A 20,862-nucleotide genomic window follows, 5' to 3' on the forward strand; every position below is an offset into this window, starting at 1 on the left:
GACGCGCACGAGCCGGGCTCGCGCCCCACAGCGGCGCGGACGACGCGGGCCGGGCCACTGACGGCACTGACCGGCCTCGACCACTGACGCGCACGAGCCGGGCTCGCGCCCCACAGCGGCGCGGACGACGCGGGCCGGGCCACTGACGGCACTGACCGGCCTCGACCACTGACGCGCACGAGCCGGGCTCGCGCCCCACAGCGGCGCGGACGACGCGGGCCGGGCCACTGACGGCACTGACCGGCCTCGACCACTTACGCGCACGAGCCGGGCTCGTGCCCCACGGCGGCGCGGGCGACGTGGGCCGGGCCACTGACGGCACTGACCGGCCTCGACCACTGACGCGCACGAGCCGGGCTCGCGCCCCACAGCGGCGCGGACGACGCGGGCCGGGCCACTGACGGCACTGACCGGCCTCGACCACTGACGCGCACGGGTCGGCGGGCCTCACCCCAGCGGAACGCTCACCTCCCCGGCGCCCTCCGCGCTCGCCCCGCCGGCGACGCGCACGGTGAACGGGCGGTCGGTGCCGCTCGCCGTGACCCGCAGGAGGTCCCCGTCGCGCCGCACGCGGAACGTCGCGGCGGGCGTGCCCAGCAGGTCGGGCACCGTGACCTCGGTCGCGTAGTCGGGTCCGGCGGGCGGGTGGACCAGCAGGGCCGGGGCGTCCAGCCAGTCGCCGTCGGGGCGGCGGTCGTCGGAGGCCAGCGGCAGGACGGCGCCCTCGCGGACGTAGAGCGGCAGGCTGTCGTAGTCGTGCCGTTCGGTGCGCCAGGCCGGTCCGGTGACGCGCTCGCCGCTCAGGAGGTGGGTCCAGGTGCCCTCGGGGAGATAGACCTCGACCTCGCCGTCCTCGGTGAAGACCGGGGCGACCAGGAGGTCGGGGCCGAGCATGTACTGGCGGTCCAGCGGGCGGCAGCCCGGGTCGTGCGGGTACTCCAGGAGCATCGGCCGCATCATCGGCACGCCGGTGCGGTGGGCCTCGGCGGCGACGCCGTACAGGTAGGGCATCAGGCGGTGCTTGAGGAGGGTGAAGCTCCGGGCGACGCCGACCGCCTCCTCGCCGAACTCCCACGGCACCCGGTAGGAGGAGGAGCCGTGCAGGCGGCTGTGCGAGGAGAGCAGGCCGAAGGCCAGCCAGCGCTTGAAGACCGCCGGGTCGGGCGTGCCCTCGAAGCCGCCGATGTCGTGGCTCCAGAAGCCGAAGCCGCTCAGGGACAGGGACAGGCCGCCCCGCAGCGACTCGGCCATCGCCTCGAAGGACGACCAGCAGTCGCCGCCCCAGTGGACGGGGTACTGCTGGCCGCCCGCGGTCGCGGAGCGGGCGAAGAGCACGGCCTCGCCCTGTCCGCGCTCCTTCTCCAGGAGTTCGAAGACGGTGCGGTTGAAGAGGTGGGTGTAGTAGTTGTGCATGCGCTCCGGGTCGGAGCCGTCGTGCCAGACGACGTCGGTGGGGACGCGCTCGCCGAAGTCGGTCTTGAAGCAGTCCACGCCCTGGTCGAGCAGCGGCTTGAGTTTTCCGGCGTACCAGTCGCGGGCGGTGGGGCTGGTGAAGTCGACCAGGCCCATGCCCGCCTGCCACAGGTCCCACTGCCAGACGTCGCCGTCCGGCCGGCGCACCAGGTGGCCGAGGGCGGCGGCCTCGTCGAAGAGCGGGGACTTCTGGGCGATGTAGGGGTTGATCCAGGCGCTGACCTTCAGCCCCTTGGCCTTGAGCCGGGCGAGCATGCCGTCCGGGTCGGGGAAGACGTCCGGGTCCCACTCGAAGTCGCACCACTGGTACTCGCGCATCCAGAAGCAGTCGAAGTGGAAGACGGACAGCGGGATGCCCCGCTCGGCCATGCCGTCGACGAACCTCGTCACCGTCTCCTCGTCGTAGGAGGTGGTGAACGACGTGGTGAGCCACAGGCCGAAGGACCAGGCGGGCGGCAGGGCGGGGCGGCCGGTGAGGGCGGTGTAGCGGGTGAGGACGTCCTTCGGGGTGGGGCCGGCGACGACGTAGTACTCCAGCGTCTGATCCTCGACGCTGAACTGCACCTGGCCGACGGACTCGGAACCGACCTCGAAGGAGACGGCGCCGGGGTGGTTGACGAAGACGCCGTAGCCGCGTGAGGAGAGGTAGAACGGGATGTTCTTGTAGGCCTGTTCGCTGCTGGTGCCGCCGTCGGCCTGCCACATGTCGACGACCTGGCCGTTCTTCACGAACGGGGTGAAGCGCTCGCCGAGGCCGTAGATCTGCTCACCGACGCCGAGCGCGAGCCGGCTCAGCATGTGGTGGCCGCCGTCGCCGGTGGTGGCGAACGCGGTGCTCTTGGCGTCGGCGCGGGTCAGCTCGCGTCCGTCCGCGTCGTGGAAGGTGAGGCCCCAGGGGCCCTCGCGGTCCAGGCGGAGGGACAACGGGCCGCTGGTCAGCTCGGTGACCGTGCCGTCCTGGTGTACCGCGCCGGCGCCGTCCGCCGCGCCCGTGAGGGCGAAGTCGGGACCCGGCCGGCGTTTTCCGGCGTGGTGGGTGACGCGGACGCCGATGACGCCCTCGGCGGGAGAGAAGCACTCGACCGTGAGGAGCGGCGCGTTGAGCGTGTCCCCCCTCCGCGTCACCTTCTTCACGGCGGCATGGGCAGTGAAGCGCTTCGATTCGGGGCGCACATCGCGTACTTCAGTGGCGTACGAGAGATGCACGCCCTCGCGGATGAGCCAGAAGCCGTCGGTGAACTTCATGATCTTCCTCGGGTGGGACGGGAGCTGTCGGATGGGAGCACGGGGGCCGTCTCACAGCATTTTGATCGTACACAAAACAAACCCGGGCGAGGAGGTCCCCGAACCGGGCTCACTGCGCTGAACAGGCATTATTACCCATGAGAACAGTTCACTCACCCCCCGAAGTGGCGAGACCGAGGCCACTTTGCTCTAGCGCGACAGCAGGCCCTTGACGTATTAGTCATCACATCAAACAAAACGGTCCGGCAAGGAAGCCGGACGGTACGACAGCAAGGGCCGCACCATGTCGAAGCGCTTCACCTCCCTCGCCTTGACAGCACATCCTCCGGCTGCCACGCGCCGCGGGCGAGGACGCTCACGCCGAGCCGTCACCCCGTTCGCCGCCGTCTCCGTCCTCGTCGCCGGGGCGGCGCTCACGGGCTGCGGACAGCAGCGCGACGCCGACGTGTACACCGTGATGAACTCATCGACCGACGAGTCGTACCACCGCTGGGACGCGGAGGCGATGGCCCGCTGCGGCAAGCAGCTGGGCATCACCATCGAGCAGCAGAGCGTCCCGGCGTCGCAGGTGATGACGAAGGCACTGCGCATGGCATCGTCCAAGTCGCTGCCGGACATCGTGCAGTTCGACGCGTCCGAGATGCCGACCTTCGCCGACGCCGGCGGACTGGTCGACCTGCGGACCCTCGGACTGAGCACCGAGGAGATCCCCAAGGGCATCGTCGACTTCGGCTCGTACGAGGGGACGTACTACGGCGCGGCCCGGTCCGTGAACACGCTCGCGCTCTTCTACAACAAGGACGTCCTCGACGAGGCGGGCGTCGAGGTGCCCACCACCTGGGCGCAGTTGCGCGAGAGCGCGGAGAAGCTCACCGAGGGCAAGCGGTACGGGCTGGCGCTCAGCGCGGGCGGCGCGGAGGACGGCGTCTTCCAGTTCATGCCGTTCATGTGGTCCAACGGCGGTGACGAGACCAAGCTGGACAGCCCGCAGGTCGTCGAAGCCCTCGACTACTGGAAGGGCCTGCTGAAGGACGGTTCGCTGTCGAAGTCGACGGTCAACTGGACGCAGGCGGACGTCAACGACCAGTTCATGGCCGGCAACGCGGCGATGATGATCAACGGGCCGTGGCAGGTGGAGACACTCAACACCGACAAGTCGCTGCACTGGGGCATCGCGCCGATCCCCGTGCCCGAGGCCGGCGACGACTCGGTGGGCCCGCTCGGCGGTGCGGTGCTCACCGTGCCCAACACCGGGGACGAGGCAAGGGAGAAGACCGCAGGCAAGATCGTCGCCTGTCTGGCGAGCGAGAAGGAGCAGCTGACCTACGCGCTCAACAGCTGGATGGTCCCGGCCAACGCGAAGGCCGCCGCCGTCTGGCGCGAACGGGTGCCCGAGCTGGACTCCCTCGCCGACCAGGTGGCCGTCGCGCGGTCCCGCACCGCGAAGCTCGGCGCCGGCTGGTCGAGCGTGTCACTCGCCCTGCAGAGCGCCTTCCAGTCCGCCCTGACCGGCCAGTCCAGTGAGACCGCCCTGAAGCGCGCCCAGCAGCGGGCCACGAGCGGGAACTGAGGTACGCGCCCATGAGCACCACATCCACCGTCACCGCGCAGGCGCCCGCCGAGGCGTCCACGACGGCCGCCGCGCCGGACCCGGCCCGGCTCAGGCGCCGGCGCAGGTTCGCGCAGTGGGGGTTCGTCGCCCCCGCCGTCGTCTTCATGCTGCTGTTCTTCGGCTACCCGCTCGTCCGCAACGTCGTGATGAGCTTCCAGCACTACACACCGAAGACCTTCTTCACCGGTGAGGCGCCCTTCAACGGCACCGACAACTGGTCCGACGTGTTCCAGGACGCCCTGTTCGGCAAGGCGCTGTGGCACACCCTCGTCTTCACCGCGGGTTCGCTGCTCGGGCAGTTCTGCATCGGCTTGGCGCTCGCGGTGTTCTTCAGCCGCCGCTTCCCGCTGAACGGGGTGCTCCGCTCGCTGATCCTGTTGCCCTGGCTGGTGCCCATGGTGGTGTCCGGCATCGTCTGGCGCCGCATCCTCGACCAGGACACGGGCGTGCTGAACTCGTTCCTGGAAACCGTCGGGATCGGCGGCAGCACGCCTTGGCTGACCAGCCCGGAGATGGCCCTGGTGTCGGTCATCCTGGTCAACATCTGGATCGGCATCCCGTTCAACATGGTCATCCTCTACGGCGGTCTCCAGGAGATCCCGAGGGAACTGCACGAAGCGGCCGCCCTTGACGGCGCCTCGGCCTGGCGGACCTTCCGCTCCGTCACCCTGCCGTTGCTCAGGCCCGTCGTCACGGTCGTGCTCGTCCTCGGCTTCATGTCGACGGTCAAGATCCTCGACCTGATCCTCGCCCTCACCGACGGCGGACCCGCCGACGCCACCCAGACGCTCGGCACGCTGACGTACCAGAACTCCTTCGTGCAGCTGGACTTCGGCGCGGGCGCCGTCGTCGGCAACGTACTCATCCTGATCTCCGCCGTGTTCGCGGTGTTCTACCTGCGGGCCAACCGCACCGAGGGGAAGTGACCGACGATGGCAACCCACACGCCCACCGCGTCCCGGCGCCGCTGGGGCTCCACCGCCGCCGGTGTGCTCGTCCTCGCCGTGATGCTGTTCCCGCTGTACTGGATGCTCAACACCGCGCTCCAGCCCGAGTCGGGGCTGCTCCAGGTCGACCCGGTGCCGGACGGCCTGGATCTGTCCGGCTTCTCCAAGGCCATCAGCGACCAGGGCGGGCACCTGCTGACCTCGCTGGCCGTCTCGCTCGGCGCGGTCGCCATCTGCCTGGCGATCTCGGCGCCGGCGGCGTACGGGCTGGCGCGGTTCGGGCTGCGCGGCTCGCGCACCATCGTGTTCGGCACGCTGATCACCCAGATGGTGCCGGGCATCGTCATCGCCAACGCGCTCTACAACTCGTACGTCGATCTGGGCCTGGTCAACTCCTACTTCGGCCTGATGCTGGCGGACGCCTCGCTGGGCATCCCGTTCTCCATCGTGCTGATGCGCTCCTTCATGGTGTCGATCCCGGGCGAGGTGATCGAGGCGGCGCAGATCGACGGTGCCGGGCCGGTGCGGACGTTCGTGCGGGTGGTGCTGCCGATGAGCCGCAACTCGCTGATCACGTCGGGGCTGTTCGCGTTCCTGTTCTCGTGGAGCGACTTCATGTTCGCGCTCACCCTGAACACGACCGACGACGTCAAGCCGATCACCCTGGGTATCTACCAGTACATCGGCGCGCACGTCGGCGACTGGGGCTCGGTGATGGCCGCCTCCGTGCTCTCCGCGGTGCCGGCGGCGATCCTGCTCGTCCTGGCCCAGAAGTACATCGCCGCCGGGATCACCGGCGGATCCGTCAAGTGACCACGTCTGTTCAGGAGATGAGCTGCACAGCATGAGTGAGTACCCCAGCTTCCCGCCCGGTTTCGTCCTCGGCGCCGCGACCGCGTCGTACCAGATCGAGGGCGCGGCACGGGAGGACGGCCGCGGCCCGTCGATCTGGGACACCTACAGCCACACCCCCGGCCTGGTGGCGAACGGCGAGACCGGCGACGTGGCCTGCGACCATTACCACCGCTACCCCGATGACGTGGCGCTGCTGCGCGACCTGGGCGTGGACTCGTACCGCTTCTCGATCGCCTGGCCGCGCGTCGTGCCGGAGGGTTCGGGCGCGGTGAATCCGAAGGGGCTGGACTTCTACTCCCGCCTGGTCGACGAGCTGCTCGCGGCGGGCATCGAGCCGGCCGCCACCCTCTACCACTGGGACCTCCCGCAGGCCCTGGAGACGCCGTCCAACAGCGGCTCCGCCGCGGCAGGCGGCTGGCGGGTACGGGAGACGGCGGAGCGGTTCGCCGAGTACACGGCCGTGGTCGCGGAGCACCTGGGCGACCGGGTGCCGCGCTGGATCACGCTCAACGAGCCGTGGTGCAGCTCCTTCCTCGGCTACTCCATCGGCCGGCACGCACCCGGCGCGAAGGAGGGCCGGGGCGCGCTGGCCGCCGCCCACCACCTGCTGGTCGGCCACGGTCTGGCGATGTCGGCGCTGCGGGCGGCCGGGGTGCGCGAGGCCGGCATCACGCTCAACCTGGACCGCAACCTGCCGGCCACCGACTCCGCCGCCGACCTGGCGGCCGTGGTCCGCGCGGACACGCAGCACAACCTGGTGTGGACCGAGCCGATCCTCGCGGGCCGCTACCCGGCCACCGAGGAGGAGACGTGGGGCGAGCTGATCACCGGGGAGGACTTCCGGCGGGACGGCGACCTGGAACTGATCTCCCAGCCGCTGGACTTCCTCGGCGTCAACTACTACCGGCCGATCGTGGTCGCCGACGCCCCGCACCGCGAGAGCGACCCGGCGCGGCGCGTGGCGACCGACAACCGCTACGAGGAGGTCCGGCTCCCCGGCGTCCGGCACACCGCGATGAACTGGCCGGTCGTCCCGGACTCCTTCACCGACCTGCTCGTCCGGCTGAAGAAGCAGTACGGTGACGCGCTGCCACCGATCCACATCACGGAGAACGGCTCGGCGGAGGACGACGCGCCCGCCGCCGACGGCACGGTGCACGACGCCGACCGCGTCGCCTACCTGCGCGACCACCTCACCGCGCTGCGGGCGGCGATGGACGCGGGCGTGGACGTACGCGGCTACTACGTGTGGTCGCTGCTGGACAACTTCGAGTGGGCGTACGGCTACGACAAGCGGTTCGGCATCGTCCGGGTCGACTACCCCACGCAGGAGCGCACACCGAAGGACAGCTATCGCTGGTACCGGGAGATGATCGCCGCGAACCGCGCCTGACGGTGAGCGCCGGGGGCCTCGGCCGGGCGGGCGCCCGGCCCACCCGCGTCAGCTCCGCTCGCGCTCGGCGTACGCCGCCGGGTCGGCCAGCACCTCGCGGACGATCACGCCGGCCGCGCCCCGGGCCGCGTCACCGAGGGAGGACGACGCGCGCAGCCGCTTCCCGCCCTCGCTCCACAGCCCCGAGACGACGCGGAGCGCGAGTTCCCGGTCGACGGCGGGGGCCAGCCAGTCCATCAGCTCGCGGTAGACACCGCCGAGCATCACCGCGTCGGGGTCGAAGAGGTTCACCGCGCCCGACACCACGACGCCCAGCTGCCGCCCGGCATGCTCGATCGCCGACAGGGCGGCCGGGTCGCCCCGCCGGGCACGGCGTTCGAGTTCGGCGACGCCCTGCACGCCCGCGTCCGCGTCGATGCCCGCGGCCCCCAGCAGCGCGGCCTGGCCGGCGTACTGCTCCAGGCAACCGCGAGCCCCGCACCGGCACAACGGTCCGTCCGGATCGACGACCATGTGCCCGATCTCCCCGGCGAAGCCGTGCGCGCCGCGCAGCAGTTCGCCGCCCAGCACCAGGGCACCGCCGATGCCGATCTCGCCGGTCAGGTACAGGAAGCTGCGCACGCCCTCGGTGCCCGCGCCGAACCACAGCTCGGCGAGGGCGGCGGTATTGGCCTCGTTGTCGGAGCTGACCGGCAGGGGGCGCTGGGCGGGGCGCAGGGCGAGGAGCGCCTGGGCGAACAGCCCCTCGACCGCGACCCGTTGCCAGCCCAGGTTGGGGGCCTGGCGCACGGTGCCGCCGGTCACCAGGCCCGGCAGCGCGACGTGGACGCCGGCCGGCGCGAGGTCCTGTTCGGCCGCCGAACCGATGGCGCGGGCCGCCAGCCGGGCCGCACGGGCCAGCACCTCGGAGGGCTGGACCCCGCGGTTGTCGAAGTGCTCCACGAGCCGGACCCGGTCGGTGCCGGCGAGGTCGACGACGCATACGGTGACGTAGTCGATGTTGATCTCGACACCGAGGCCAGCCGGGCCCGACCTGGACACCTTCAGGACGGTGCCGGGCCGCCCCGCCTGACCGCTGCTGGTCTTGCCCCACTCGGAGACGAAGCCGTACTCCAGCAACTGCTCGACGAGGGACGACACCGCCGCACGCGTCAGTCCGACATGCGTGGCGATACCGGCCCTGGTCGACTCCCCCGCGTCGTGCACGGCCCTCAGGACCAGGCTGAGGTTGTGCCGTCTGACCGTGGCCTTGTCGGCCTTCGGCTCCAGGGGGGTGAGGTTGTTCTTCATGGTGGTGTCGAGCGTATGCGACGCCAGGGGCGCCGCCCCGTGGCCCCGCGCCCGGCCGGGACGCCCTTGCCCCACCCTCGGCCCCGCGCCCGGCCGGGACGCCCTTGCCCCACCCTCGCTCCACCCCTAGCCTGACTTTGTGCCGCAAATAAACAAAGCCCGATCGCACAACGCCGTGCCGGGCCCCAGCGACAACCTCACCCGCCTCCGCATCGCCCTGACCGCCTTCTTCGCGCTCGACGGCTTCGTGTTCGCCGGCTGGGTCGTGCGGATCCCCGCCATCAAGGAGCAGACCGGCGCCTCCGCCAGCGCCCTGGGCATGGCGCTGCTCGGTGTCTCGGCGGGTGCCGTCGTCACCATGACGCTCACCGGACGGCTCGTCCGCCGCTACGGCAGCCACTCCGTCACCGTCGCCTGCGCGGTCCTGCTCTGCCTCAGCATCGCCCTGCCCCCGCTCACCCACTCCGCGCTCGCGCTCGGCGCCGTACTGCTCGTGTTCGGCAGCGCGTACGGCGGGATCAACGTCGCCTTCAACAGCGCCGCCGTCGACCTCGTCGCCGTACTGCGGCGCCCGATCATGCCCAGTTTCCACGCGGCGTTCAGCCTGGGCGGCATGATCGGCGCCGGGCTCGGCGGACTCGTCGCCGGGTCTCTGTCGCCGGTGCGGCACCTGCTCGGTCTCACCGTGATCGGCCTGCTCGTCACGCTGGTCGCGGGTCGCGCCCTGCTGCGCTGCGAACCCGCCGTGCCGCCGGACCGTACCGACCGGGCCGCCAGCGCCCCGCGCCGGCTCGACCGCCGTACGCGCCGCCTCGTCATCACCTTCGGCCTGATCGCCCTGTGCACGGCGTACGGCGAGGGCGCCATGGCCGACTGGGGCGCCCTGCACCTGGAGCAGGACCTCGACGCGTCGCCGGGCATGGCGGCGGCGGGCTACTCCTGCTTCGCGCTCGCCATGACCGTCGGCCGGCTGACCGGCACGACGCTGCTGGAGCGCCTCGGCCGGACGACCACGGTGGTGGCCGGCGGCACGACCGCCGTGGCCGGCATGCTGCTCGGCTCGCTCGCCCCCTCCGTATGGGCGGCGCTGTTCGGCTTCGCGATCACCGGGCTCGGGCTCGCCAACATCTTCCCGGTCGCGGTCGAACGGGCCGGCGCGCTGGGCGGCCCCAGTGGTGTCGCGACGGCGTCCACCCTGGGCTACGGCGGCATGCTGCTCGGGCCGCCCGCCATCGGCTTCATGGCCGACTGGTTCTCCCTGCCCGCCGCGCTCACCAGTGTGGCGGCGCTGGCGGCGGTGGCGGTACTCGTCGCGATCGCGACCCGACGCGCGGCGGCATCGGGCTGAGGCGACGAGAGCTGGGGCGCACCTGCCGACCCGGAGGGGAACGAGTTCTGCGTCCTGGCGGGCCGCCGGCCCCGATCGACGCTTCGGTCCTTCCCCTCCAGCCCCTTCCATCCGGCACACTCCCTGCCATGGAGACTGCCACGTTCATCGAAATCCTGGACCGCGAGGGTGTGTTGCTCGCCGCGGCCGCCGAGTCGGCGGGCGCCGACGCCAAGGTGCCGACCTGCCCCGGCTGGCAGGTGCGGGACCTGCTGCGGCACACGGGGATGGTGCACCGCTGGGCCGCGGCGATCGTCGCCGGGGGCCACACCGGCCCCATCCCCGACGGCGGCCTGCCCGACCTCGACGGCTCCGCGCTCCTGACCTGGTTCCGGGAGGGCCACGGGCAGCTCGTCGACACCCTCGCCGGCGCCTCGCCCGACGTGCGCTGCTGGCACTTCCTGCCCGCGCCGTCGCCCCTGGCCTTCTGGGCCCGGCGGCAGGCGCACGAGACGACCGTGCACCGCATCGACGCCGAGTCGGCCAGGGGTGGCGTCCCCACCGGCATCGACACGGACTTCGCCGTGGACGGCATCGACGAGTTGCTGTGCGCCTTCCACGCCCGCCCGAAGAGCGCGGTCCGCACCGAGGAGCCCCGCACACTGCGGGTGCGGGCGACGGACGCGCCCGGCGCCGTGTGGACCGTGCGGCTGTCGGCGCGGCCACCGGAGACGGAGCGCGGCGACGCCGGGGACACCGACTGCGAGCTGACCGGACCCGCCGCCCGGCTGTACCCGGCGCTGTGGAACCGCCACCCGTTCCCCGAGGTGACCGGCGACGCCTCCCTCGCCGCGTTGTGGCGTGAGAGGTCGGGCGTCACCTGGAACTGAGCCCCGGCGGTTGCGGTCGACGCCGCGCTGCCGAATCGGCGCCGGTCTGGGAAACTTGCCGGCATGGACACCTACGGGGGACGGCGTACGCAGGGCGAGCGGGACGCGATCACGGTCGAGATCGGGTACGCGCTGTGCAGCGCCGTGTTCGCGGCGGCCGTGCTGTTCGGGGCCGTGGCGGGGCCGGCGTACCTCTTCGGCCTGCCGTCCGGCGTGCGGGGCGTGCTCGTCGGCTCGGGTGCGGTGCTGGCCGTGGCGGTGTTCTTCGTCCGTGTGGTGAGCGTGCTGGTCCGGTTCGCGCGCGGCGATCAGCCCAGCCAGCCCGGCCGCACCAACCCCGACTCGTAGGCCAGCACGACCAGTTGGGCCCGGTCGCGGGCGCCCAGCTTCACCATCGTGCGGCTGACGTGGGTCTTGGCGGTGAGGGGGCTGACGACCAGACGCCGGGCGATCTCCTCGTTGGACAGGCCGATGCCGACCAGGGCCATCACCTCCCGTTCCCGCTCGGTCAGCCGGGCCAGTTCACCGGCCGCCGCGGGTTCCTTGGAACGGGCCGCGAACTCGCCGATCAGGCGGCGCGTCACCCCCGGCGAGAGCAGCGCGTCGCCGTCGACCACCGCCCGTACGGCGCGCAGGAGTTCCTCGGGCTCGGTGTCCTTGACCAGGAAGCCGGAGGCACCGGAGCGGATCGCCTCGAAGACGTACTCGTCGAGTTCGAAGGTGGTGAGCATGACGACTTTCACGTCCCGCAGCCCGGCGTCCCCGGTGATCCGGCGGGTCGCGGCCAGGCCGTCGAGGAGGGGCATGCGGATGTCCATCAGGACGACGTCGGGGCGCAGTTCGCGGATCGCGCGCACCGCCTCCTCGCCGTCGGCGGCCTCACCGGCCACCTCGATGTCCGGCTGCGCGTCCAGCAGCGCCCGGAAGCCGGCCCGTACCAGTGACTGGTCGTCGGCGAGCAGTACGCGGATCACCGGTCCTCCTCCTTGACGTCCTTGGCGCTCTTGTGGCTCTTGTCGTCCTCGGTGATTCTCACGTCGATCGGCAGGGCCGCGAGCACCCGGAAGCCGCCGTCGGGGCGCGGGCCCGCCTCGATGGTGCCACCCAGCGCCGCCGCCCGCTCCCGCATCCCGGCCAGCCCGTTGCCGCTGCCGCCCGCCTCGGCGCCGGTCGCGGGACCGTCGTCGTCGACGCGCAGCCGCAGCGTGTTGCCGTCCCGGCCGACGTGCACCCGCGCGTGCCGCGAACCCGAGTGCCGTACGACGTTGGTGAGGGCCTCCTGGACGATGCGGAACGCGGCCAGGTCGGTACCGGGCGAGAGCCGCGGCACCTCCCCTTCGACCTCGACGGTGAGACCCGCGCTCGCCGCCTGCTCGACCAGTTCGGGAAGCCGGTCCAGCCCGGGGGCCGGCGCGCGGGGCGCGTCTCCGGGGCTGCGGAGCGTGTCCAGGACCTGGCGCACCTCGCCGAGCGCCTCCTTGCTCTTGGCCTTGATGGTGGTGAGCGCGGTACGGGCCTGCTCCGGATCGGTGTCGAGGAGGGCGAGACCGACGCCGGCCTGCACATTGATGACGGAGATGCTGTGGGCGAGGACGTCGTGCAGTTCGCGGGCGATCCGCAGCCGCTCCTCGTCCGCGCGCCGCCTGGCCGCCTGGGCCCGTTCGGCCCGCTCCCGCGCCCACTGCTCGCGCCGGGTCCGGGTCAGCTCCGACAGGGCCACGATCGCCACCACCCAGGTGGCGATCACGATCTCCTGGCCCCAGGACGCGGCCGAGTCACCGGACGGTGGCAGCCACTGGTAGAGCCAGTGCGTCAGCAGGGCCAGCCCGGCCCACATCGTCCCCATCGCCGCCCACGCGGCTCTGCGGTGCCCGGCGACGACGGCGCTGAAGCAGGCCACCGCGACTGCCACGAACACCGGCCCGTACGGGTATCCGACGAAGAGGTAGACGAGGGTGGTGACCGCCGTACCGAACACCACGGGCACCGGGTACCGCCGCCGCCACAGCAGCGCTGCTCCCGTCAGGAACAGCAGCACGCGCGCGAAGGGGTCCAGCGGGACCCGCTCGCTCTCCTGCGCGTGGGCGGCGAAGTTGGAGCCGACCAGCACGAACGCCGTGATCAACGCCGTGGAGCGCCAGGGCCACCGGGCGTGGTGCTCCTCCTCGCCCCGGTGGTTCCACCACGGGGGCCCGTGCCGCCACCACTGCGGCGGCCCGCCCCCGTGCTCGCGCTGTCCGTCCATGACCGCCACGCTAGACGCCGTGTGCCGCGGGCGGCGTCACCCGCGCGTGGTGATCACACGTACTCCCGGCGAAGTACGTCCTCCCCGCCCTGGTCATCCTCCCCGCCCGGGCCGTCCGCCCTGTCCGCCGGGGTCCGGGCCGGCGCCTCCTTCACCCGGAGGCGGCGCAGCGGTCGGGGCGCCCACCAGTTCGCGCGTCCCGCGAGCCGCATCGTCACCGGCAGCAGCACCACCCGGATGAGGGTGGCGTCCACGAGGATCGTCAGGGCCGTGCCGATCCCCAGTTCCTTGAGGAACACGACGCCGCCGGTGGCGTACGACAGGAAGGACAGCGCGAGGATGCCGGCCGCGGCGGTGATCAGCGGGGCGCTGCGCCGGATGCCCTCGCCGACCGCGCGTACGGTGTCCCCGGTGCGCTCGTGCTCCTCCGTGATGCGCGCCAGCAGGAAGACCTCGTAGTCCATGGACAGGCCGTACGCCACGCAGAACATCAGCACCGGGATGCTGGGCTCGATGGAACCGGTCGGGGTGAAGCCGAGCAGCCCGGACAGGTGCCCGTCCTGGAAGACCCACACCAGGCAGCCGAACATCACGGACAGACTGAGCAGGTTCAGCACGGTCGCCTTGGCGGGCAGCAGCACACTGCCCGTCATGAGGAAGAGGATCACGTACGTGGCCACCAGCACGATCCCGACGGCGTACGGCAGCCGGTCCAGGAGCGTGGCGCGGAAATCGGTGGTCTCGCCGGGGTAGCCGCCGACCATGGCGGGCGCCGGGGCCGGGGTGTCCCGGACGCGCTCGACGAAGGCGGGGACGTCGCCGTACATGGCCTCCTGCGTGGGTACGACAGCCAGCCGCACCCGCCCGTCCGGTGCCGTCAGGCGGTCCTGGCCGGGGGCACCCGTGCGCTCGCCCTGGCGGTAGGTGCCCTCAGGCGCGTCGACCTGGAACACGCCGGGGAGCCGGGAGAGCGCGGCGGCGTACGCGCTCGTGCCGGCGCCCTGGCCCGGGGCGACTCCCTCCAGTCCTTCCAGGACGACCTGGACCGTGTCCGTGGGTTCGGCGGGGAACTCCCGGTGCACGATCTCGGAGGTGGTGCGCGAGGAGGTGCCCTCGGGCAGGGTGCGTTCGTCGGGCAGCCCGAAGCGCAGGCCCAGCAGCGGCGAGGCGGCCACCAGCAGCACGGTGAGGACCCCGGCGCCCGCCAGGAACGGGCGGCGCATGGCCGCGAGCGCGGTGCGGTGCCAGAAGCCGGAGGCGGGCACGGTGGGCCGCTCGACGCGGTGGCCCCAGCGGGCGAGCGCGGCGGGCAGGAACAACACGGCCCCGGCGACAGCGGTGAGTACGACGAAGACGCCCGCGTACGCGAACGAGCTGAGGAAGAAGAAGGGGAACACCAGCAGCGCGCACAGCGACACCGCGACCGTGACCCCGCTGAAGACGACCGTCCGCCCGGCGGCGCGGGTCGCCCCGACGACCGCCTCCGGCTGGGCGTGCCCGGCGGCGCGCTCCTCGCGGTAGCGGTTGATCACGAACAGGCCGTAGTCGACGCCCAGTCCCAGGCCGAGGACGAGCGCGAGGTTCGCGGCGAACGTCGACACCTCCGTGACCTGCGCGACCGCCCGCAGCCCGGCGAGCGTGCCGACCACGGAGAACAGGCCGACGGCCACGGTCAGCAGCGCGGCGACGGTGCGCCGGTAGACCAGGATCAGCAGGAGCAGTACGGCCGGCAGGGCGAACAGCTCGGCGCGCAGGAAGTCGGCGCGGGCCTGCTCGCCGACCTGCCGGGAGATCTCCTCCTGGCCGCCCACCCGGACGTCGAGTTCGGGGGTCGTGCGGGTCAATTCCGCCGACAGGGTGGCGAGTTCCTCGCGTGTCTCGGTGGCCGTGCCTTCGAGGCGGGCGAGGATCAGGGCCCGGCGGCCGTCCTCCCCGCGCAGGGCCGCGCTCCTGGCGTCCCAGTACGCGGTGACGTCCGTGACGAGCGGCAGATCCCCTACCTCGGCGGCCAGTTCACGGGCGGCCCGTTCGGTGCGCGGGCTGTCCACGTCGCCGTCCCGGGCCGTGACCAGGAGGGCGAGGTTGGGGTTTCCGGTGCGGAAGTGCTCGCGCAGCCGGTCGCCGGCGTGCACGGACTCCGTGCCGGGAGCGTCCCAGCGGGAGAGGTCGAGGTCGCTCTGCGCGCCGGCGCCGTACGCGCCGAGGCCGAGGAGGGCGAGCAGGAAGCCGAGCAGCACCGCGCGGCTGCGCCGCACGGCCAGGCGGCCGAGCCGGGTGAGCATGGAGGGGCCTTTCTACCGACGGGTTGGTCCGCACACCGTCGGCCCGGCCGCTGGAAGGACGGCTGGAAGGACCGCTGGAAGATCCACTGGAATGCGGAGCCCGGGATACGCTCGACGCATGGGTGAGGGGACATCGGGGGCGTCGGCGGCATCGGTGACGACGGGTTCGGTGACGACGGGACCGACCGGCGCGACGGGCGCCCTGCGCTGCGAACTGCTCGGCCCGCTGCGCGCGTTGCGCGACGGCGTGGAGATCCCGCTCGGCCCGCCGAAGCAGCGTGCGGTGCTCGCGGTCCTGCTCCTGCAGGAGGGCCGCCCGATCTCGTACGACGGTCTGGTCGAAGCCCTGTGGGGCGGGGCACCGCCGGTACACGTGCGCAATCTCGTGCAGAAGTACGTCTCCGGGCTGCGGCGCGCACTCGGCGACGGCGCGGAGCTGGCGTGGACCGGGAGCGGCTACCGTCTCACCGGGGTCCAGGCCGACGACCTGCGGCAGCGTCGGGAACTGGTGGCGGAGGCAGTGGCCGCCCGCGACACCGGCGAGCTGAGCCGGGCCACCGAACTGGCCGGGCGGGCGGAGGAGTTGTGGCGCGGCGAGTTCGCCGAAGGCCTCCAGGTGCCCTACCTGGCGGCGGAAAGGCTGCGCTGGGCCGAGAAACGGCTCACCGTCCTGGAGGCTCGGCTGGCCGGCCAGATCGACCTCGGGCACTCCTTCGAGTACGTCCACGAACTAGTCCGGCTCGTGGCGGCACACCCCTTGCGGGAGCGCCTCAGCGAACTGCTCATGCTCGCCCTGCACCGCGCGGGCCGTCCCGCCGACGCGCTCACCGCGTACGAGGCGGTACGGCAGCGGCTCGCCGAGGCGATGGGCGCCGACCCGGGGCCCGGACTACGGTCCCTGCACGCGCGCATCCTGCGGCAGGAACCGGCATCGGCGCCCGGGGTTTCGACCGGGGTCGCGGTGGGGGGCGGGGTCAGGGTCGCGGTCGATTGAGGAACGCCGAGGTCCCCTGAGCCCTGCACCACACCGCACCGCCCCCGCACCGCACCGCCCGGCCCCGCCCCACTACGGGAAGACCAGGCCCACCCCATGGGCGAGCCGTTCCGCCGCGTGGCGGAAGAACGTCTCCCGGTCCTCCACGACCCGGTTGAACTGCCCGAACAACTCGAACCCGATCAGCCCGAACAGCTCGGCCCAGGCCGCCACGAACGCCGCCACCGTCTCCGGTGGCAGGTCGGAGGCGAAATCCGCCGCCATCCGCTGGGCCTCGGGCCGCAGTTCGGCGGGCAACGGCGGCTTGGCGAGGCCCGGGCCCTGGTGTGCGTCGCGCACGATGCCCATGAACACGTAGGCCACCCGCCCGGCGGCCGGGATGGTGTCGTCGGGCGCGGTGTAGCCGGGCACCGGCGAACCGTAGATCAGCGCGTACTCGTGGGGATGCGCCAGCGCCCACGCGCGCACCGCCTCGCACACCACGGTCCAGCGTCGGACGTGTCCGGCGTCGGCCACCGTGCCGCCGGCCGCCTCGGCTGCCTCGGCTGCGTCGGCCGCCTCAGCCAGCTCAGCCGCCTCGCCTAGCGAGTTGTAGGCGTCGATGATGAGGGCGGTCAGGAGGTCGTCGCGGCTGGGGAAGTAGCGGTAGAGGGCGGAGGACGCCATACCCAGCTCGCGGGCCACAGCCCGCAGCGAGAGCTTGGCGGCGCCTTCCGCCGCGAGCTGTCCGCGTGCCTCGTCCTTGATGGCGGCGGTGACCTCGATCCGGGCGCGGGCGCGGGCTCCCTTGGCGCCTTGTGCGGTGCTCATGCGAGCCAGTGTGCCAAAAGGAGAGCAGTGCACGCAATCGCGATCATCGCTCTCGATCGAGAGCGGCGCTCCCAAATCGGAGCACCGCTCTTGCTTTGGGCACCACTCTCGTGCAGACTCACCACCAAGCGAGAGCACTGCTCACAAAAGCGATCGGCGCTCTCCCTCATCCTTCGAGCAACCCTGGGGGCTCCCATGTCCACGCACGTCCAGAAGCCCGGCTGGCTCACCGTCAACGTCCTCAACCGCACCGTCGCCTGGCTGACCCGCCGCGGCCTCAGCGTCTGGGGTTCACGCGTCCTCGCGGTGCGCGGCCGCAAGAGCGGCCAGTGGCGCACCACACCGGTGAACCTGCTGACCGTCGACGGACAGCAGTACCTGGTGGCCCCGCGCGGCCACGTCCAGTGGACCCACAACATGCGCGCGGCCGGCGGCGGCGAACTGCATCTCGGCAAGCACGTGGACGAGTTCACCGCCACCGAGATCGGCGACGACGACAAGCCACTGCTCCTGCGCGCCTACCTCAAGCGCTGGAAGGCGGAGGTAGGGGCCTTCTTCAACGGCGTCGGCCCCGACTCCTCCGAGACGGAGCTGCGCCGCATCGCGCCCGACCACCCGGTGTTCCGGATCGAGATCAGGAAGTGACCTCGTCACCGGCGGGGTTCGCGGTGCCCGCGGTGCCCGGCGCTCCCGCCGAGCCCTCCGCGCCCGCGGGCCGGCGGTCGATCGCCGCCAGTGCCCGCTGCGCCAGCGGATGGCCGCGGACCAGCTCGCCCAGCGAGGTCGAACCCTGCGTAATGTCCTTGAACGCCTTCCAGGCCGGACGGAATCCGGTCAGCGCCGCGTGGAAGAGCCCCGGGCGGCGCTCGAACACCGCCAGCATCCGCTTGCCGACGCTCATCTCGACGCCGAGCCCGGCCTTGATGGCGAAGGCGTAGTTCAGGGCCTGCTTGCGCGCGTCCACGGCGTCGTGCGCCTCGGAGATCCGCACCGCCCACTCCCCGGCGAGCCTCCCCGAACGCAGCGCGAAGGAGATCCCCTCGCGCGTCCACGGCTCCAGGAGCCCCGCCGCGTCCCCGCACACCAGGACCCGGCCGCGCGACAGCGGTGAGTCGTCGGCACGGCAGCGCGTCAGGTGGCCGGAGGAGATGCTCGGTTCGAACCCGGCGAGGCCGAGCCGGCCGACGAAGTCCTCCAAGTACCGCTTGGTCGCCGCGCCCTCGCCGCGCGCCGAGATCACACCCACGGTCAGCGTGTCGCCCTTGGGGAAGACCCAGCCGTAACTGCCGGGCATCGGCCCCCAGTCGATGAGGACCCGCCCCTTCCAGTCCTCGGCGACCGTCTCCGGCACCGGAATCTCCGCCTCCAGACCGAGGTCGACCTGGTCGAGCTTGACCCCGACGTGCGCCCCTATCCGGCTGGCGCTGCCGTCCGCGCCGACGACGGCCCGCGCGAGCACCGTCTCTCCGCCCTGGAGGACGACGGCGACCGTGCGCCGGTCCGGCACCGCCGACCCGTGCTGCTCCACCCGCGTCACCGTCGCTCCGGTGCGCAGTTCGGCGCCCGCCTTCTGGGCGTGCTCGACGAGTTGCTGGTCGAACTCGGGCCGGTTGATCAGTCCGAACAACATCTGCCGGGAGCGCCTGGTCCGGGTGAACCGCCCGTTGTTCGAGAAGGTCACCGCGTGCACACGGTCCCGGAAGGGCAGTTCGAAGCCGGGCGGGAGGGTGTCGCGCGAGGGACCGATGATGCCGCCGCCGCACGTTTTGTAGCGGGGCAGGTCCGCCTTCTCCAGCAACAGCACGCGCCGCCCCGCGACCGCCGCCGCATAGGCGGCCGAGGCCCCCGCGGGTCCCGCGCCCACCACGACCACGTCCCAGACCTGACGCGCGTCGTCCGCCGAAGAGTTCTCGCTGCTCACGATGGTCTACTGCTCCCAACAAACCGCATGCCGCACCTGACCCCCGCATCCTACGGCGGGCATCGCCGCAGGCCACTGTGGGAGGATCGGGCCTACCAATCCCAGTACTCGTCGTACCCCTGTACTCCTCGTACTCCTCGTACTCCTCGGTACAACGTCGCACCCACAAGGAGCGTGCCCATGTCGTCGAATCCGGTCGCCGAGACCGTCTCCTCCCTGATGCCCAGGGCGAAGGAGGAGCTCACCGCGCTGGTGGCCTTCAAATCGGTGGCGGACTTCGACCAGTTCCCGCGCAGTGAGAGCGTGGGCGCGGCCAACTGGATAGCGGCCGCACTGCGCGCCGAGGGCTTCCAGGACGTGGACCTGCTCGACACGCCGGACGGCACGCAGTCGGTGTACGGGTACCTGCCCGGGCCCGAGGGCGCCAAGACGGTGTTGCTCTACGCCCACTACGACGTGCAGCCGCCGCTGGACGAGGCCGGGTGGGCCACCCCGCCGTTCGAGCTGACCGAGCGCGACAGCCGCTGGTACGGGCGCGGCGCGGCCGACTGCAAGGGCGGCGTACTCATGCACCTGCTCGCGCTGCGCGCGCTGAAGGCGAACGGCGGCGTCCCGGTGCACGTCAAGGTGATCGCCGAGGGTTCGGAGGAGCAGGGCACGGGCGGCCTGGAGCGGTACGCCGAGCAGCACCCCGACCTGCTCGCCGCCGACACCATCGTCATCGGCGACGCGGGCAACTTCCGGGTCGGGCTGCCGACGGTCACCTCGACGCTGCGCGGCATGACCCTCGTCCGTGTCCGGGTCGACACGCTCGAGGGCAACCTGCACTCGGGCCAGTTCGGCGGCGCGGCCCCCGACGCGCTGGCCGCCCTGATCCGCGTACTGGACTCGCTGCGCGCCGAGGACGGTTCGACGACCGTCGACGGGCTGGCGGGGGACAGCCGGTGGGAGGGCCTGGCGTACGACGAGGAGCAGTTCCGCCGGGACGCCCGGGTACTGGACGGCGTGGAGCTGATCGGTTCCGGCTCGGTCGCCGACCGGATCTGGGCGCGCCCGGCCGTCACGGTGATCGGCATCGACTGCCCGCCGGTCGTCGGCGCGACCCCGTCGGTACAGGCGGGCGCCCGTGCGCTGGTCAGCCTGAGGGTGCCGCCGGGCGTGGACGCCGCCGAGGCCACCAAGCTGCTCCAGGCCCACCTGGAGGCGCGTACGCCGTGGGGTGCCCGGGTCGGCGTCGAGCAGATCGGTCAGGGCCAGGCGTTCCGTGCCGACACCACCAGTCCGGCGTACCAGGCCATGGCGGACGCGATGGCGGTGGCGTATCCCGGCGAGGAGATGCAGTACGCCGGTCAGGGCGGCTCCATCCCGCTGTGCAACACCCTGGCCGCGCTGTACCCGCAGGCGGAGATCCTGCTGATCGGCCTGAGCGAGCCGGAGGCCCAGATCCACGCCGTGAACGAGAGCGTGTCCCCCGAGGAGCTTGAGCGGCTGTCGGTCGCGGAGGCGCTTTTCCTGCGCAACTACGCGGCGAGCTGAACCCGGCAGGCTCCGGTTCTGCCGTCGGCAGAGGGGTCTCGC

At 72.2% G+C, this 20,862-nt stretch carries 17 protein-coding genes; 10 read left to right on the top strand and 7 right to left on the bottom strand.

The genetic code is table 11. The annotated features are described in order from the left end of the window. Positions 1 to 447: 447 nt before the first annotated feature. Positions 448 to 2,718 carry an alpha-xylosidase gene (yicI, locus tag ACFCZF_RS05845; RefSeq protein ID WP_376670602.1) on the bottom strand — a complete coding sequence of 757 codons (2,271 nt, stop codon included), beginning with the start codon at positions 2,716 to 2,718 and terminating at the stop codon, positions 448 to 450. 283 nt (positions 2,719 to 3,001) lie between these two features. Between yicI and ACFCZF_RS05850 the strand changes: the two genes are divergently transcribed. The 4 genes from ACFCZF_RS05850 to ACFCZF_RS05865 are packed head-to-tail and all read left to right on the top strand — an operon-like array spanning position 3,002 to position 7,525. After that, on the top strand, positions 3,002 to 4,288 hold the full coding sequence (locus tag ACFCZF_RS05850) for an ABC transporter substrate-binding protein (protein ID WP_376670603.1): 1,287 nt from the start codon (positions 3,002 to 3,004) through the stop codon (positions 4,286 to 4,288). Between the two features lie 11 nt (positions 4,289 to 4,299). Continuing rightward, positions 4,300 to 5,256, top strand: coding sequence for a carbohydrate ABC transporter permease (locus tag ACFCZF_RS05855; RefSeq protein WP_376670604.1), 957 nt, complete (start codon positions 4,300 to 4,302; stop codon positions 5,254 to 5,256). A 6-nt stretch (positions 5,257 to 5,262) separates the two neighbouring features. Next, positions 5,263 to 6,090, top strand: a complete 828-nt coding sequence (locus ACFCZF_RS05860; RefSeq protein ID WP_375920610.1) for a carbohydrate ABC transporter permease — start codon at positions 5,263 to 5,265, stop codon at positions 6,088 to 6,090. A gap of 31 nt (positions 6,091 to 6,121) precedes the next feature. After that, positions 6,122 to 7,525, top strand: coding sequence for a GH1 family beta-glucosidase (locus tag ACFCZF_RS05865; RefSeq protein WP_376670605.1), 1,404 nt, complete (start codon positions 6,122 to 6,124; stop codon positions 7,523 to 7,525). A 48-nt stretch (positions 7,526 to 7,573) separates the two neighbouring features. Here the strand turns inward: ACFCZF_RS05865 and ACFCZF_RS05870 are convergent, their stop codons facing one another. Then, positions 7,574 to 8,815 carry an ROK family protein gene (locus ACFCZF_RS05870; protein WP_376670606.1) on the bottom strand — a complete coding sequence of 414 codons (1,242 nt, stop codon included), beginning with the start codon at positions 8,813 to 8,815 and terminating at the stop codon, positions 7,574 to 7,576. A 175-nt stretch (positions 8,816 to 8,990) separates the two neighbouring features. Between ACFCZF_RS05870 and ACFCZF_RS05875 the strand changes: the two genes are divergently transcribed. The 3 genes from ACFCZF_RS05875 (at position 8,991) to ACFCZF_RS05885 (ending at position 11,380) form a co-directional block, all read left to right on the top strand. Next, the gene (locus ACFCZF_RS05875) at positions 8,991 to 10,163 is read left to right on the top strand and encodes an MFS transporter (RefSeq protein WP_376670745.1); all 1,173 of its coding nucleotides are present in this window, start codon (positions 8,991 to 8,993) and stop codon (positions 10,161 to 10,163) included. A 128-nt stretch (positions 10,164 to 10,291) separates the two neighbouring features. Then, a complete protein-coding gene (locus tag ACFCZF_RS05880; RefSeq protein WP_376670607.1) occupies positions 10,292 to 11,032 on the top strand; it encodes a maleylpyruvate isomerase family mycothiol-dependent enzyme in 741 nt (246 codons plus the stop codon). A 63-nt stretch (positions 11,033 to 11,095) separates the two neighbouring features. After that, positions 11,096 to 11,380 carry a DUF6332 family protein gene (locus ACFCZF_RS05885; protein ID WP_375920622.1) on the top strand — a complete coding sequence of 95 codons (285 nt, stop codon included), beginning with the start codon at positions 11,096 to 11,098 and terminating at the stop codon, positions 11,378 to 11,380. Here the strand turns inward: ACFCZF_RS05885 and ACFCZF_RS05890 are convergent. The 3 genes from ACFCZF_RS05890 to ACFCZF_RS05900 are packed head-to-tail and all read right to left on the bottom strand — an operon-like array spanning position 11,341 to position 15,559. Next, positions 11,341 to 12,006: a response regulator gene (locus ACFCZF_RS05890; protein ID WP_376670608.1), complete on the bottom strand. Its 666-nt coding sequence runs from the start codon at positions 12,004 to 12,006 to the stop codon at positions 11,341 to 11,343. The two genes, ACFCZF_RS05885 and ACFCZF_RS05890, sit on opposite strands and share 40 nt — an antisense overlap. After that, positions 12,003 to 13,277 carry a histidine kinase gene (locus tag ACFCZF_RS05895; RefSeq protein WP_376670609.1) on the bottom strand — a complete coding sequence of 425 codons (1,275 nt, stop codon included), beginning with the start codon at positions 13,275 to 13,277 and terminating at the stop codon, positions 12,003 to 12,005. Before ACFCZF_RS05895 ends, ACFCZF_RS05890 begins: the two co-directional genes overlap by 4 nt. A 53-nt stretch (positions 13,278 to 13,330) precedes the next feature. Further along, complete coding sequence (locus ACFCZF_RS05900; protein WP_376670610.1) at positions 13,331 to 15,559, bottom strand: MMPL family transporter; 2,229 nt, start codon at positions 15,557 to 15,559, stop codon at positions 13,331 to 13,333. 118 nt (positions 15,560 to 15,677) lie between these two features. On the opposite strand from ACFCZF_RS05900, the gene ACFCZF_RS05905 reads away from it, so the two are divergent. Further along, a complete protein-coding gene (locus ACFCZF_RS05905) occupies positions 15,678 to 16,553 on the top strand; it encodes a BTAD domain-containing putative transcriptional regulator (RefSeq protein ID WP_376670611.1) in 876 nt (291 codons plus the stop codon). Between the two features lie 72 nt (positions 16,554 to 16,625). On the opposite strand, the gene ACFCZF_RS05910 is transcribed toward ACFCZF_RS05905, so the two are convergent. Further along, a complete protein-coding gene (locus ACFCZF_RS05910) occupies positions 16,626 to 17,363 on the bottom strand; it encodes a TetR/AcrR family transcriptional regulator (protein WP_376670612.1) in 738 nt (245 codons plus the stop codon). Positions 17,364 to 17,558: 195 nt separating this feature from the next. Between ACFCZF_RS05910 and ACFCZF_RS05915 the strand changes: the two genes are divergently transcribed. Then, complete coding sequence (locus ACFCZF_RS05915; protein ID WP_376670613.1) at positions 17,559 to 18,008, top strand: nitroreductase family deazaflavin-dependent oxidoreductase; 450 nt, start codon at positions 17,559 to 17,561, stop codon at positions 18,006 to 18,008. Here ACFCZF_RS05915 and ACFCZF_RS05920 read toward each other — a convergent pair. Beyond that, entirely contained in the window at positions 17,998 to 19,284 is a 1,287-nt protein-coding gene (locus tag ACFCZF_RS05920) for a geranylgeranyl reductase family protein (protein ID WP_376670614.1), read from the bottom strand. The two genes, ACFCZF_RS05915 and ACFCZF_RS05920, sit on opposite strands and share 11 nt — an antisense overlap. Before the next feature lie 180 nt (positions 19,285 to 19,464). On the opposite strand from ACFCZF_RS05920, the gene ACFCZF_RS05925 reads away from it, so the two are divergent. Next, positions 19,465 to 20,820, top strand: a complete 1,356-nt coding sequence (locus ACFCZF_RS05925) for a dipeptidase (protein WP_376670615.1) — start codon at positions 19,465 to 19,467, stop codon at positions 20,818 to 20,820. Positions 20,821 to 20,862: the final 42 nt, after the last annotated feature.

The organism is Streptomyces sp. NPDC056296, assembly GCF_042268605.1.
Classification (GTDB): Bacteria; Actinomycetota; Actinomycetes; order Streptomycetales; family Streptomycetaceae; genus Streptomyces.